At 45.4% G+C, this 14,983-nt stretch carries 10 protein-coding genes and 1 other annotated feature (1 of these 11 running past the window's edge); of the genes, 1 reads left to right on the top strand and 9 read right to left on the bottom strand.

The window, feature by feature from the left end; translation table 11 throughout:
• Window positions 1-6: 6 nt before the first annotated feature.
• From C7E00_RS03720 to C7E00_RS03685, 8 genes are all read right to left on the bottom strand, one after another.
• Window positions 7-405, bottom strand: coding sequence for a PaaI family thioesterase (locus C7E00_RS03720; protein WP_105303021.1), 399 nt, complete (start codon window positions 403-405; stop codon window positions 7-9).
• Between the two features lie 23 nt (window positions 406-428).
• The gene (locus tag C7E00_RS03715; protein WP_105303020.1) at window positions 429-2,027 is read right to left on the bottom strand and encodes an acyl CoA:acetate/3-ketoacid CoA transferase; all 1,599 of its coding nucleotides are present in this window, start codon (window positions 2,025-2,027) and stop codon (window positions 429-431) included.
• Between the two features lies 1 nt (window position 2,028).
• Window positions 2,029-3,630: a class I adenylate-forming enzyme family protein gene (locus tag C7E00_RS03710; protein WP_167836449.1), complete on the bottom strand. Its 1,602-nt coding sequence runs from the start codon at window positions 3,628-3,630 to the stop codon at window positions 2,029-2,031.
• Between the two features lie 64 nt (window positions 3,631-3,694).
• On the bottom strand, window positions 3,695-4,933 hold the full coding sequence (locus C7E00_RS03705) for an OFA family MFS transporter (RefSeq protein WP_105303018.1): 1,239 nt from the start codon (window positions 4,931-4,933) through the stop codon (window positions 3,695-3,697).
• Between the two features lie 99 nt (window positions 4,934-5,032).
• Window positions 5,033-7,414: an FAD binding domain-containing protein gene (locus C7E00_RS03700; protein ID WP_105303017.1), complete on the bottom strand. Its 2,382-nt coding sequence runs from the start codon at window positions 7,412-7,414 to the stop codon at window positions 5,033-5,035.
• A gap of 17 nt (window positions 7,415-7,431) precedes the next feature.
• Window positions 7,432-9,762 carry a xanthine dehydrogenase family protein molybdopterin-binding subunit gene (locus C7E00_RS03695; protein ID WP_105303016.1) on the bottom strand — a complete coding sequence of 777 codons (2,331 nt, stop codon included), beginning with the start codon at window positions 9,760-9,762 and terminating at the stop codon, window positions 7,432-7,434.
• Window positions 9,763-9,776: 14 nt separating this feature from the next.
• Window positions 9,777-10,391 carry a (2Fe-2S)-binding protein gene (locus tag C7E00_RS03690; protein WP_105303015.1) on the bottom strand — a complete coding sequence of 205 codons (615 nt, stop codon included), beginning with the start codon at window positions 10,389-10,391 and terminating at the stop codon, window positions 9,777-9,779.
• Between the two features lie 448 nt (window positions 10,392-10,839).
• Window positions 10,840-11,052 (bottom strand): hypothetical protein, encoded by a 213-nt coding sequence (locus C7E00_RS03685; protein WP_105303014.1) that lies wholly within the window; start codon window positions 11,050-11,052, stop codon window positions 10,840-10,842.
• Between the two features lie 61 nt (window positions 11,053-11,113).
• Between C7E00_RS03685 and C7E00_RS03680 the strand changes: the two genes are divergently transcribed.
• Complete coding sequence (locus C7E00_RS03680) at window positions 11,114-11,536, top strand: hypothetical protein (RefSeq protein ID WP_105303013.1); 423 nt, start codon at window positions 11,114-11,116, stop codon at window positions 11,534-11,536.
• Window positions 11,537-12,067: 531 nt separating this feature from the next.
• Here C7E00_RS03680 and ileS read toward each other — a convergent pair.
• A complete protein-coding gene (gene ileS / locus C7E00_RS03675; RefSeq protein WP_105303012.1) occupies window positions 12,068-14,791 on the bottom strand; it encodes an isoleucine--tRNA ligase in 2,724 nt (907 codons plus the stop codon).
• A gap of 40 nt (window positions 14,792-14,831) precedes the next feature.
• Window positions 14,832-14,983, bottom strand: a binding site (T-box leader); it runs 45 nt beyond the window's last position.

The following is a 14,983-nucleotide window of genomic DNA, read 5'->3' as shown; positions in this document are numbered from 1 at the left end:
CAATAACTACTTTGGATAGACGATCACATTAATACCAGAAGCCTCAGCAATTAAAGTATTATCACAATATAGCTTTGCCTCAGCAAAGACTTTTCTGCTTCCAGGCTCGTTGGAGACCATTCTTCCAAATCCGGAAAGATGGTCACCAACATGTGCAAAATGACGATAATTAACATTAAGATTTGCAGTCACAAGATCCAGCTCCATCTGACTTCTGCAAGCAAATATCATCAGATTATCAAGGATTGACGCAATGATTCCGCCATGAAGTATTGTGTCATACCCAACAAAATTCTCCGTGACTGTCCATTCGCAGGAGGCTTCTCCATTTCTGGCAGAGATTGGAATCTTCAATCCAATCGGATTCTTGACCCCGCATATTAAATCGTGATCATAATTTAACATCTTTTCTCTGCCCCCTAATCCAACTAGAAGATCTCTTTTAGTTTACCCCAATCTTCAAAGAATAGATCAGAATTCATTACTTTCGGACCACCTTCAGGGATAATAGGCTTGAACCCCATATGACCAATAATATCACGTTCAACATCAATTCCTGGAGCAATTTCTGTCAGCACCATACCTTCTTCGCAACGTTCAAAGACACAGCGTTCTGTGATGTATGTAATTCTATTTCCACGATGCAGACATTGTTCAGCATTAAAGGAGGTCTGGACGCAAGTATCAACAAACTTGTTGAATTTACCTTCATGGTCAATAACCAGTCGTCCACTTTCAATGTGACACTGGAATCCTGATGCTGTAAATGTCCCCATAAAAATGGAATGTTTAGCATTTGCAGAAATATTAGGGAAGCCACCAACTCCCGCAATTTTTCCATTCAGATTCGTTGTATTCACATTTCCAAGTTTATCTACTTCCGGCAATCCGAATACGCCAATATCAAGTCCTCCCTGGTCGAAGAAGCTGAAGAAATCTGTCTGATTAACCATTGCAATCGGGTTGAAGTGAGCGCCGAAATCGCCACCCTGAGCAGGAATTCCTCCGACGAGTCCAGACTCAGAAAGCATCATCACCTGAGTATCAACTCCCTCTTCCATAAGGATATTCGGAACCAAGCCTGGCATTCCGATGCCAAAATTGCACTTATTACCCTTACGGAATTCCATTGCCGTTCTTCTTGCAATAACCTTTTTGAAGTCAAACGGGACAGTCTGTTTTGCGCCTTCCATTGGGATCCGAATCTCGCCAGTAAAGGCAGGATTGAAGTGCGTAATATGTGTCTGCATAATCCTTTCCGGGTGCTCAGCAACCACCACATAGTCCACCAGGAAACCAGGAATCTTCACAGTGCGAGGATCAAGGGATCCCGTTTTTGCCACTCTTTCCACCTGGGCAATTACAATCGCACCTGCAGCCTTTGCCGCCAGGGCCAGATCCAGCGGTTCGCAGGGCATGCATTCTTTTTCATAAGTAAGATCGCCATCTTCATCCGATGTCGTAGCTCTGAGCAGCGCGACGTTTAAAGGAGGAAGAGTATAGAGCAAGTATTCTTCTCCATTCAGATCAGGAATATATTTAATGATCTGTTTTCCTTCCTTTTTTGTTTTTTCATTAACCCTTGCGCCATCTACACGCGGATCAATAAATGTTCCTAACCCAACTTTACTTAACAATCCTGGGAATCCTCTTCCCTGTTCTCTCCAGATCTGTCCAACGACTCCAAGAGGAATGTTATATGCTAAGATTTTATTATCATGAATCTGCTGAACCATTTTAAAGGAACATCCAACATGTCCATGAATACTGCATGACAATAAACCATCATGTGCAAGGACATCTTCTCCACGGGTCTTCTTTCCTTCAGGATCCATTCTTCCGAAGTCACCTTGTCCAGCACCATGAATATGCGTAATATTTGCTGGATGACCGGTTTCCAGGAATCGTTTTTCAATTGCTAATCCAATTTCTTCAGGCCATCCGGTCATGCCTTGTACTGCTGACCCTAATACTGCGCCATCCTGAATAAGTTCTGCAGCTTCTTTTGCAGTAATGAATTTTGCCATATTATCCTCTTTTTCTATTTGCCTCTGCCATTTGTTTTAATTCTTCTCTCGCAATTTTACCTGATGCTGTCAAAGGAAAACTCTTAACATTTGCAACTTCAGTTGGTATTTTAATCGTTGCTATTCTCCCTCGGCACAGCTTCATCAGATCTTCTGCTGTGATAGAGATATTTCCCTCAGTGATTAGAAATGCATATACAGCTTCTCCGAATTCCTGATCTTTTACTCCAACTACAGCTGAAGCACTAATTCCAGGAAGCTGGTCCAAGAATTGTTCGATTTCTAGAGGGCTGATATTTTCACCTCCGCGAATTATGATATTTTTACAGCGTCCGCAAAGGGTCAGATATCCTTCTGGAGACACTTTGCCAATATCCCCCGTTTTCAGCCATCCATCAGCAGTAAATGCATGTTCTGTACTTTCATTGTTTCCGAAGTATCCATTCATCATGCATGGGCTTTTAATTACAATTTCGCCTGCTTCGCCTTGATGCAGTGGCTTTCCCGTCTTTAGATCGTGGATTTCCCATTCAACAAACGGCCAGAATCTTCCAACGGTATGCGACACCGCACTGATTGGGTCTGATAAGCACGTACTGCTGATTCCAGGCCCAGCTTCTGTCATGCCATACATCATCATAAAATGATCAACATGCAGCTTTTCGGAAGCTTGCAGAATCAGGCCTTCAGGGCATGCTGCTCCTGCTAAAGCCCATAGCCTCAGATGAGTGCAACAGGATTCAGAAGACTGTTCTGCGCTAGTAAGCACTCTAGTCAGAATCGTTGGAACCGAAGAGATTACAGTGCATTTTTCATGAACAAGCACCTCAAGGACTCTATCTATTGAGGAAATATCTGATAATACTGCCGTCCCTCCACTGAGAAATATAGAGAGGAAACTTCCAACAGAGCCGAGTGTATGGAACAACGGGGCGGTAATGCAATAGACATCATCCCGCGTCAACTCCATAAAGTGAATATGGGCTGCTGCATTTAGCAGAAGCTTTTCGTGAGTTAGCATGACTCCTTTTGGTGTTCCTGTAGTTCCGGAAGTGTAAATAATAGTTGCCGTATCTTTTGATGAAATCAGCTTATCTCTTTCGGCTAAAATAGAGTCAGGAAGATTTTTCCCCGCTTCAATTAATTCTTCGAACTGCCAAGCACATGATTGAGGCCTGCTTGCATCTGTTAAAATCAGATGTTTCAAATTTGGCAGCCGTTCGCTATGTAGTTCACCAGGTTTTTGATTTTTGAATTCCGGGCAGATGTTAAACAGCATTTCAAGATGTGAACGATTCTTAATGCCTTGTTTGATAATCAAGAATGAGCATCCTGAATCAGCCAAAAGTTTTTCAAGCATTCCCTCCTTTTCATGAATATTTAAGTTAACTTGGATTGCACCAGTTTTTGAGACAGCTATTTTTGAAATGATACTCTCCCAGCTGTTATTGACTATGATTGCAATTCGATCTCCAGGAAGAATCCCCAGATGAATCAGTTCTTTCGCCAGAGCATTGCTGAGTATTTGAATTTGAGAAAAGGACAATCTCTTATTTGCTGCTGGATCGATCAGTGCAAGATGATCACCCTCTTCTTCAGACATTTCTCTGCAGCATCTTCCAAGCGTTAATCCTGGTGTCCGAAGAATATATGACCATTTATCCATATCATTCCGAGGTTGACATCGCTTTCCGGAATTTAACTAACAGAATAACTAAGATCGTTGCAGCGATTCCAAAAATTCCAACAATAGAAAGAGGAAGACGGAATGAACCAGAAGATTCCATTAATCCAGTGAAAATCTTAGGACCGATAAAACCTCCAAGAGCAAATCCTATAAACATGACACCATAATTGATTGCATTGTTTTTTGGGCCAAAGTTTTCTGCAGTAAGTGCAGGATAGACTCCCATCGATCCCCCATAGCAGGCAGCTATCAGCATTGCTAATAAGATAAATGAAACATAGGAACCATTAACCATTGAGAGTAAAAATCCGCTGATTGCAACAATCACACCCATGATTTCTAGTGCACGATACCGACCGATTTTATCTGACACTGAACCCCAGAGGAGTCTGCCTCCGGAATTCGCAATGCCAATAAAGGAAACAGTATAAGCAACCAATGGAGAATTTTCCCCCAATCCTCCAATCATTCTAGACATCCCCGTTGCGGATTGAATTACAAACAGCCCGGTAGAAGCAAAACATAAGAAAGCAATAACTGCCGGATAGTACCTCTTATCAAGTATCATTTCTTTCCATGTATAGTTACGAATACTTCTGTCTGCCTTCTTAGGAGTAAAGCCTTCCGGAAGCCATCCTTCCGGAGGAGCAGAAATGAAATGACCGCATACAAATGCTACGGCTCCAATCAAAACAGCGAGAACAATAAATGTGCGGGAAATACCGATACTCGCAATCATGGGACGAAGGATAAACGGGAAAATAATAGAACCAAGTCCGAAAAAAGCCGTCGTTAACCCAGCGATCATCCCACGCTTTTCTGGATACCACAAGCCAGGATTGGTAGTCGTAATTCCATTAATCATTCCGATGCCAAATCCAGCTATAATACCAAATCCGAGCCAGATCATGCCAAGGTTTCTAGCAAATCCGACGCATAAGAAGCCAAGCAGCGTAAGAACTGCTCCTATTTTCACAACTCCTCCGACTCCGAATTTTTTCTTCATGGCTCCCCCTGTAATCATGGTAATCGGCCCGATTCCGGTATGGAAAGTAAAGGCAAGAGCTAGAGAAGAAGCAACTACTGCTTCGCCGAAGAGGTTCTGGGATTCAGCCATAAAACTACTCTGGAAAATACTCCAGCAATATGCGATCCCGATAAACATATTTACGATACAGCTGGCAATTAGGACTGTTTTTCTCTGTTTCATGAGATCCATAAAGTTCTCCTACTTGTTATTTTTTTAACATATTATTGTAAAAATCAGGTAGCGGGTCATGAGTGAATGATACCCATGGCCCGCCACTTCTTTCACCTTTTACTGGAGCGACATACGCTCAACGAGGTTTCCTATCAGAGCTTTAACTTCAGCAACTTTATATTCATTATCTCTAAGAGGAACAGCATCACTTACAGCAAGTTCTCCTGCCTCTTTTGCAAGTTCTTTAGTCGGTTTCTTCCCAATCATGAACTTAGCGACATCGTCTTTAATTACCGGGACAGGGGCAACTGCTCCAAGAACAAGCCGAATATCATCAATTACGCCATCTTTTAGCTTATAAGCGTACGCAAGAGATACAATTGCAAAATCAAGCGAATCTCTTACTCTGAATTTATCATATCCAGTTGTATACCCCTCCATCGGACGAATGCGAACTTCTTTGATCAGTTCGCCCGGCTCAAGCATTTCATATGCTTTCAGCTTCCGAGTAAAGAAATCCTTTGCAGGAATAACCTTTTTCGTCGTGACAAGCTCTGCATCCATCATCACCATTACCGGTGACATATCTGAAGCATTTACAGAGTAGCAGCCACAGTTCATGCACCTCTCGGCTTCTTTAACTGCAGTAGCAGGGTCGAAAGACATCGTATCTTCTTCGGTCAATGACCTTTCTTCCAGAGGCTTTTCAGGAAGTTTATTCGATACGTGATCTGTCACCCGATCTTTTTCAAAGAAGATTCTCTTATTATCAGGAACAGGGATTCCTTCTTTGCTTACTCCTAAATCTCGATTAATGCTAATCGCTGCAATTCTACCTGCATGGATAGCCTGGATAGCCAGGTTCGGGCCGGTAACTGCATCGCCACCTGCATAAATCTTTGGATTATCTGTTTTAGACGACTCAATATCAGCATTGATCAAGCCCCTGGAGGATTTTAACTGGGCGCTGAACTTATCACCAAGGAAGGAGATATCAACACGCTGTCCTGTTGCAAGAATAATGTAGTCGGAGGAAAAGACTTTTTTCTCATTATAGTCGTACTTAGGATCGAATCTGCCAAGCTCATTTCGCACCGAAGTGCACTTCATGGATTCCAATCCAGTCACCTTTCCGCTTTCATCAGTAAGGACGCGTGACAATCCCCATCCGTTGATTACTTCAACACCCTCTTCTTCTGCACGTGCAACTTCTTCAGGAGAAGCAGGCATTTCATTTCTCTGCTCCAGGCAGATAAGGCGAACTTTCTTAGCTCCTAGACGAACAGCAGTCAATGCAACATCCATTGCAACATTTCCGCCACCGCAGACAAGAACCTCATTGCCAATTGCCTTCTTCAGGTACGTGTTTACATCAACCAGGAAGTTAAGTCCGAACTCAGTAAGGTTTTCTCCCTCAAGGCCCAAAATCGGCTGTTTCCATGCACCTGTTCCAAAGTACAGTGCATCATATTCCTTGTCCAGTTCCTCAACAGTAATGTCTTTTCCGACTTCGGTGTTCATCTTGAAGACAACACCCATTTTCTTCAGAGCATCATTATAGTCATCGATATATTTCCTAGGAAGACGATAATGAGGAATACCATACTGAAGAACACCGCCTGGTTTTTCCATTCGATCATAGACGGTTACATCATTACCTTCTTTCCGCAGATAATATGCAGCAGTCAGTCCACCAGGACCAGCACCGATAATTGCAACTTTCTTTCCTGTTTCCTTTTCGGGTGCAGGGAAGAAACGGTCCATATGCTCCAGAATATAATCACCAACAGACCGTTCCACCGCATGGATATTAACTGGTTCCCCATGATGGTTCTGATTGCACCGAGTCTGGCAGTTATGAGGGCAGATCCGGGAAGTAATCATCGGCATAGGGCTGTACTTCATGATAAGATTTGCAGCTCCATCCCAGTCATTTTTCCTTAGCAGTTCCATGTAACCAGGAATATCTGTTCCGCCAGGACACTCTCTGGTGCACTGCGACAGGCCAGTTTTCATCCCGCCGAATATCGAATGATATCTGTTTTCCCCCTGAATGGCATAGCATTCTTCTCCGCCTTTACGCGCACAATCCAACCGTCCGCCAACTCCATGAGGATATCTGTAAAACCAGCATCTTACGTCTTGGCAGAGATTGCCTCCAACTGTACCGATATTACGGATCAATGGTGAAGCAACTGAATGTGCCGCTTCCGCAACAGCTGCAGCTTTTTCTTTCAGCAGATCAGAGGAAGCTGCATCAGATAATTTTACAAGCGCACCAATTTCAATGGTTCCATTAGTTTCTTTAATATCTTTTCCTTCATCAATGCCTTTTAGATCGACAACTTTAGCTGGATAATCCGGAAGAATAGATTCTTTCATGACTCCTAACAGATCAGAGCCACCCGCCAGAGCAACTGCTTTCCCATCAGAATTTTCACGAATCAGCTGTGATGCTTCTTCGAAGGATGATGCTGTCTCATATTCAAAATTTCTCATTTTTTTCTACCTCCTTCTCAAAGCTTTCCAATTGCTTTCAGGATTACCGCAGGCGTTGCAGGATATTCCTTAATATCAACCCCGGTAGCATTGGATACCGCCATCAAAACTGCTCCTGCACCTGCCGCTCCAGACACTTCGCCAATTCCAAGTGCACGGAACATATAGGAATCAATCTGAGACTCCATAACATATGCATCGTAGGTCGGGAACTCATTAAATGTCCGCCACTTATAATCAAGCAGATTAGACGTAACCAACCGGCCTGTTTCGTGGTCCTGGATGCACTCTTCAAATGAAGCTGTATCGAAGCATGCTGATCCGATTCCACCTTCAAGCTGCATCTCTAAAGCCTTCGGATCCAGAACCTGTCCGATATCAGTTCCTGCTCCAATATGAAGCAGTCTCTGTCTTCCTGTTTCCAGATCTACTTCAACATCAGCAAACACTGCAATACAGCTAGGAATATTGAATAGTTCCATGTGCTTTCCATAACCAACGATACTGAGCTCTTTCGGGCACAATTTGAACATTGGAACCTTCAGTTCAGGAGTATCTCTGACATAGACCACGAAGTCCTTTGTCTCCATCTGGTCAACGGACCGCTTGAAGTAAGTCGCAGCAAGTTCAAGTGCTTTCTTCTTGCATTCTTCAGCCGCAAGAGTAGCAGCCTTTCCTGTTGTAATGACGCCGCGAGATCCGCACAAGCCATAGTTTGAAGGATTATACTTGGAACCTGGTTCCGTAATATAGACACGATCAACCGGCACATTGAGTACCTCAGCGACCTGCTTCACAACATTACTTCTCGTACCCATACCAGATTCGGTAATATCCATTTCGATAACAGCACGGGAAGCTCTCGGATTTCCGACCAGATCAGGGATAATGCGGACAATAGCTTCGGTATTGTCTTCATTGATGTCAGCATTGCCGATGACACCCATACCAACGCCTCTTGCACGCTTTCCATCTTCGCTGACCCAGTAAGGCTTGTTCCAGCCAACCCACTTCTTATCCCATCCGAAGCGATCAGCAGCACCCTGCATCGCTTCAGGGAAGAACATAGAAGAACGGCTCTGCCACCAACGGCCATCACGCCAGATAAAGCGATCACCTGGAGCAATATAGTTCTTCTTGAAAACATCAAGCGGATTGAAATTGCCTGCCTTCATTGCAGTGCACATTAGGCGTTCCAAGCAGCTGTTAAGCTCCTGACCACCATATCCGCGAACAATGCCTGCAGCCTGACGGTTTGTAACCGCAATTTCGCTATCCATGTTCCAGTTAGGGCACTTAGCACAGACGAGCTGAGCTTCGCCAAGACCAACGCCAACCTGTCCCTGAACAGAATCTGCAATTGCTCCAGTATCAACTAACCATTTTCCTTCGACCGCGTTTACGATCCCATCTTTTGTCATCCCGATCTTGGCATTCATTGTGCTTCCAAGACGGACTTCATAGCACATCAGCTGCTCAGACTTAGTCATGATGATCTTTACAGGTTTGGCAGTAACCTTTGACAGCATGCATGCAGATAACACTGTTGTCATCATTGACTGCTTATTTCCGTAAGATCCGCCGACATTGAAGGTCCTGACATCGAAGTTTGATTTCGGAATACGGCCTTCCGCCATCAGCTTAAGAATATGCGAGCTTTGAGAAGATGCCCACAACGTGAAATTCTCTTCGCCTGTCCATTTCGCAATTACACTAGGTGCTTCCGGTGCTCCCGGGAAAGGCATCTTGTTAAATTCAACCTTGTCTTCTGCAATATAATCAGACTCCTCAAAACCCTTTTTGACATCTCCGCGGATGATCTGCCACCATGGTCCATCCGGCTGGAAATACTTAATTCCATTATCAACATGGTTTCCAGGAAATCTCTTATAAAGCTGAGGCGCACCCTCTTTCAAAGCTTCCTCAGCTGAATAAACAGCCGGCAGTTCCTCGTACTCTACGTCAATCAAGTCAAGAGCTTCAGTTGCGATTTCAACCGTATCAGCAGCAACTAAAGCTACAAGGTCTCCAACATACCAAACTTCATCTTCCAGAAGATGGCGATGGACCGGCAAGCCCAATCCCCACTGTTCAGGAACATTTTTATAAGTTACAACTGCGCGTACACCTGGGTATGCTTCCGCTTTAGAAATATCAATGGATTTGATCTTTGCATGAGGATAAGGACTTCGCTTGGTCTTTCCATACAACTGACCCGGCACATTATAGTCATCCAGGAATGTTGCATGTCCTGTAACAATGTCTTTTGCCTCAATACGCGGCATATATTTACCGACATGCCTATAATTCGGCTGAACAATATCACGGAAATTCATTTTCTTACTCATTTCCTGCAACCTCCTCAATCTGGTGATGAATGATCATTTTCAGAGCCATACGCAAACGGAGATGGGTGCTTGTTCTCACGGACGCAGATCGGATCTTCTACATCATCTTTTGCATAGTGCATTACAGCCGTGGTGTCTTCCGGATTTCCCGCAGCGCGATTCACAGCGCGAAGAACTGTATAATGACTGACGCATCTGCAATAGTTTCCGGACAACGCTTCTTTAATTTCATCCGGAGTCGGATGAGGATTTTTCATCAGAAGAGCTTTTGCCGCCATGATGATTCCAGGCGTGCAATAGCCGCATTGGAACGCATATTCATCGATAAATGCCTGCTGGATAGGATCTAAGCCTTTTTCAGGATCTTCTAATCCTTCAATCGTAGTAATGTCTTTCCCATCACATTCTGCAGTCAGGATCATGCACGAGGTAACTGCATCCCCGTCCATGATCACTGTGCAGCACCCACATGCTCCTTCATTACATGATGATTTTGTGCCGGTAAGTCCAAGCCGCTCCCTCAACGTCGTCAGTAACGTTTCAGAAGGCGGCACCTGACCAAAAGCAGTTCCAATTGAAAAACGATACTGCCTCTTGTTCACTGTCAGGCTTATGTAGTCTTTTTTCATTCCAAAACACTCCTTTCTTGTTTGAATGAAAATACCCTAGTATTGTGAAGACTAGTACGATCGTTCGTCTTAATATTCATGCATACAAATTGATTTGTCAATACGTTCACGAATATTACTTTTTTAATAGTCGGTCTGTACTGTTTTGCAATTAGAATATGTCTCGCTTTGTTATGTTATGAAGCATAAGATCTTCACAATAAATTTGCCCTTTTATCCTGGCGCTAACAGTTTCTTATTATTTGTCATCTCCTTTATAAGCTTCAATAGGTATGCAACTTGTTGGAGGCTGCCGAAGACCCTATCCTAGAGAGAGGCTAAGGAGAAGGGTCACGGTAAAAGATATTCATACTCATGAATGGTAGCTTCCGTTTCTGAAAGAGTATCAGCATAGCGGGAAAACAATAAAGGATTACTGCAAAGAGAACGGCTTCAATTATGAAGCATTCTACGGCACCTTCGTCGCGATCAGAGAGAAGCCATCGATGATGGCGGTTGTGATCATTCTGAAGTGCTTCCGGTCACAGTAATAGAGCGCACCCCTGAGTTCATCAGGGTTGAGATCAATGGAGTTAATATCTGCGGAAGTACGGATGGCTGATGCAGGGATTGAAAATTGATCAGAAAAGGTCCATGGAAACAGTCTCGAAAAAGTATGCATGAAATCTCATAAAAAGGCTTAATTATAAGCTTTTCTGAGGTTCCCGTGATGTAATAATTACGTGGAAACTGAGGCAGAATTCAAACAGAAATACAGTTCACTCACTGCTGATCAGATGCTTGATGCAATGTATCAGATGTATCTGGCCAGCAACATGGATTCCACAGACGTGATCGACAAATACCATGGCCTGTCAAGAATCGAAAACCAGTTCGAGGAAATGAAGGGACCGCTGGATACCAGACCGATGTATGTCCACAAGTCGGAGCACATCTATGCACACCTTCTCATATGCATGATCGCGCTCGTCATGATTCGGCTGATCCAGCGGAAGTACAAGCAAAAGTATCCGCCTGCTAAAGATGACAGACGCAACTGGACCTATAGGCTGACAGGTGAACGGGTACAGACAGCTCTTCAAAAATGGAAAGCAATACAGTTTGGCGAAGATTCCTACTGGTTTGCGGATATCGATGATGAGTAAATCACCAATGCCAGAGCCTATGTGCGCTCCATTCGCGGTGACACGCGGGACCACAACAAAGGAAAAAAGCTGGAAGCGAAGAAGTCCAAAGAGAAGAAGGGCATCGTGATTCAGCCCCCGAAAATTTTTGGCGGCCCGTTTTAACGATAAGGAAATGCATAACGAGCCTGGCAGCGACCCACACACCTACTCAAAATACAAGAAAGAAATGAAGGCAAACGTGGAATGGGGCAAGCAGAGGCAAAAAGAGCTTCCTGGAAAAGAGTAATCCGCCTTTAAGCGCACAAAAAAACTATGCTTACGAGGTGGCATAACTCTTTTTGGTCAGGACTTCAGCGTTATTTCCCCACCCGGGCCGGCATAATTCAGTGCAATTAATCTCTGCATCTCACCACACTGTCGCCTTATCTCAAATCATCTGGTACGCCGCTTTTCCATACGTAAAAGGCGTCACCTAATTTCAGCAGTGAATTCATAAATAAAAGAAGACAGCCCATACAGACTATCTTCCATGGAAACATTAATGATTGCTTATGCCTTATGGCTCATCACCTCATGGCAGCGCGGGCAGAGACCATTCTCATCGGCCTCTGTGCTGTAATTCCAGCAGCGCGGGCACTTGGTTCCTTCGGCATGAGATATCGTGATCTTGCGCTCGCTTCCGGCAGTAACGATTGCCTTGGAGACAATCAGCCACTGGGCAGCAACCTCCGGCAGCGTGCCTTCGAGCAGATCTTTATCTGCCTCTGTGCAGGTGATGGAAACCTGAGCTTCCTGACTCGAATGAATCATGCCGGCATTGCGGGCATTCTCGAGTTCACGGTTCACATCATCACGCAGGTTCATCAGTTCCGTGAAGGTATTCTTAACTTCTTCTGCATTGGCATAATGCTTCACTTCCGGGAACTCCGTATAGTGCACGCTCTCAGCAGAATCATCATTGAAGTGCATCCAGACTTCTTCGCACGTATAGACGAGGAACGGTGCCCAGAGCCTTACCAGGCTGTCGACGGCATTCCAGTAGACCGACTGCACCTGACGGCGGCGATGATCATTCTTCTCGGAGCAGTACAGGATATCCTTCGTGAAATCACAGTAATAGGAACTCAGCTCATTGACCATGAGATTCATGAGCGCCTTGGAAGCAGCTACATAGTCATAGTCCAGAACATCTTTTCTGACTTCTTCTGCCGTTTCATCCAGCAGCACCATGATGTACTGATCTACCGGCTCCAGCTCTTCATACGGAACCATGTCCTTCTTCGGATCGAAATCCTGCGGATTCACATTGCCGAGCAGGAAACGGAAGGTATTACGGATCTTGCGATACTGATCACTGACCTGCTTGATGTTGGACTCGCCGAGCTTCAGATCAGCCTTGAAGTCGCTCGTCATCGCCCAGAGACGGAACACATCCGCACCGTTCTTATTGATGATATCCATCGGGTTGACGACATTGCCCTGAGACTTCGACATCTTCTCGCCTTTGGAATCGACAACATAACCATGAGAGAGCACTTCTCTATACGGTGCAAAGCCATTGACGGCAGTCGAGACAATCAAGGAAGAATTGAACCAGCCGCGGTACTGGTCAGACCCCTCGAAGTACATATCGCACGGGAACTTATCTCCTCTTGCGATCAGTTCATTCCAGGACGATCCGGAATCGAACCAGACATCCATGATGTCCTTTTCCTTCGTGAAGTTTCCGTTCGGAGACTTCGGATTCGTATAGCCCTCCGGCAGAAGATCCTTCGCTTCCCGCTCGAACCAGACATTGGACCCGTACTCATCAACGAGATCAGCCACATGGTCGAATACTTCCTTCTCCATGATCGGCGAACCATCTTCGTTGTAGAAGATCGGAATCGGAACACCCCACAGACGCTGTCTGGAAATGCACCAGTCGCCGCGATCCTGGATCATGTTATGCATGCGCTTCTGGCCGAAGCTGTTATGCCAGACGATATGATTGTCGATCTGGTCCAGTACCTGCGGCTTGATCTTGTCGATGGAGCAGAACCACTGCTTCACAGCCCGGAAGATGACCTTCTTCTTCAGACGATCATCATGCGGATATGCATGGACGATATTCTCTACCGCCAGCAAAGCACCAGACTCGCTCATATCACGAATCACTGCCTTCGAGCAGTCCTCGAAGAACATGCCCTGATACTTGCCGGCATTCTCATTCATATTGCCGACCGAATCAACCGTGTTGATCGGAGCCAGTCCGTACTTCGCGCAGACGAGGAAGTCATCGAGACCATGGCCGCCGGCAGTATGAACCACGCCGGTACCATCCTGGTCTTCAACATGATTGCCGAGGATGACCGGGCACTCGCGATCCGCAAAGACGACATGGTGATAGGTGATGCCTTCCAGTTCCTTTCCCTTGAACGTACGGAGGATTCCCTGGTTGGTCAGATTGAACTTGGCCAGCAGCTGATCGACGAACTTCGCAAGGAATACAAGCTTGCCCTTTTCCGTCTGCACTTCCGCATAATCAAACGCTTCATTCAGACAGACTGCCTCGTTGCTCGGGATGGTCCACGGCGTGGTGGTCCAGATCACGAAGTAATCATCGGAATCAAGGATTCCCTTTCCATCCGCAACCTGGAAGCGCAGATAGATGGTCGCATCCTTGACATCCTTATAGATGATCTCGGAATCCGCGACTGCAGTCTCATTGAACGGCGACCAGTAGACCGGCTTGAGTCCCTGGAAGATCAGTCCATCGAGTGCCATCTTCTCAAACGTGCGGATCTGGCGTGCTTCAAAGTGCTTGTCCAGCGTGATATACGGATGTTCATAATCCGCAATCTGACCAAGCCGCTTCTCGGTTTCCATCTGCTGGGCAATCTGGGTATGAACGAACTCATCACACTTCTTGCGGAATTCGCTTGCCGGGATCTTCTTGCGATCGACGCCGAGCTTCTGAATGGCATTCTCAGTCGGTAGTCCGTGCGTATCCCAGCCCGGGAAATACGGGGTATAATAGCCGCTCATGGCATGGGTACGGACGATGAAATCCTTGATGCAGCGGTTCATAGCAGTTCCTGCATGCAGGTTGCCGTTGGCATAAGGAGGACCATCATGCAGAACGAAGGACTTCTGTCCCTCATGATGCTTCAGGAGGTTCTGATAGTAGTTGTGTTCCTGCCACTGCTTCAGAATTCCCGGCTCCTTCTTGGCCAGATTTCCTCTCATCTCGAAATCGGTAGACGGCATGTTCAGTGTATCTTTATAATCCATAGTCTCCCTCCGGACGCACATATGAAAAGCGCCCTTCTCTTCTAAGGACGCTTAATAGCGCGGTACCACCTTAGTTCATGGCTTAAGCCATGCCCTCTTGAAATCTCTCCTTAACGCGGTGAGAATGCGAATGCTCATGAGGTGATGTCTCCGATGCCATTGCGTACTGCCTTTCACCATACGGCAGCTCTC

It is taken from the genome of Anaerolactibacter massiliensis, assembly GCF_900290205.1.
Classification (GTDB): Bacteria; Bacillota_I; Bacilli_A; order Erysipelotrichales; family Erysipelotrichaceae; genus Bulleidia; species Bulleidia intestinalis.
The sequence above is the reverse complement of the archived record's forward strand: the minus strand, read 5'-3'. Positions and strand labels throughout refer to the sequence as shown.

Bases quoted from the DNA above. Each gene is read 5' to 3' on its own strand.
- C7E00_RS03715 (WP_105303020.1), bottom strand. From the start codon at position 2,027: ATGGCAAAATTCATTACTGCAAAAGAAGCTGCAGAACTTATTCAGGAT.
- C7E00_RS03710 (WP_167836449.1), bottom strand. From the start codon at position 3,630: ATGTCTGAAGAAGAGGGTGATCATCTTGCACTGATCGATCCAGCAGCA.
- ileS (WP_105303012.1), bottom strand. From the start codon at position 14,791: ATGGATTATAAAGATACACTGAACATGCCGTCTACCGATTTCGAGATG.
- C7E00_RS03685 (WP_105303014.1), bottom strand. From the start codon at position 11,052: ATGCATACTTTTTCGAGACTGTTTCCATGGACCTTTTCTGATCAATTT.
- C7E00_RS03705 (WP_105303018.1), bottom strand. From the start codon at position 4,933: ATGGATCTCATGAAACAGAGAAAAACAGTCCTAATTGCCAGCTGTATC.
- C7E00_RS03720 (WP_105303021.1), bottom strand. From the start codon at position 405: ATGTTAAATTATGATCACGATTTAATATGCGGGGTCAAGAATCCGATT.
- C7E00_RS03695 (WP_105303016.1), bottom strand. From the start codon at position 9,762: ATGAGTAAGAAAATGAATTTCCGTGATATTGTTCAGCCGAATTATAGG.
- C7E00_RS03690 (WP_105303015.1), bottom strand. From the start codon at position 10,391: ATGAAAAAAGACTACATAAGCCTGACAGTGAACAAGAGGCAGTATCGT.
- C7E00_RS03700 (WP_105303017.1), bottom strand. From the start codon at position 7,414: ATGAGAAATTTTGAATATGAGACAGCATCATCCTTCGAAGAAGCATCA.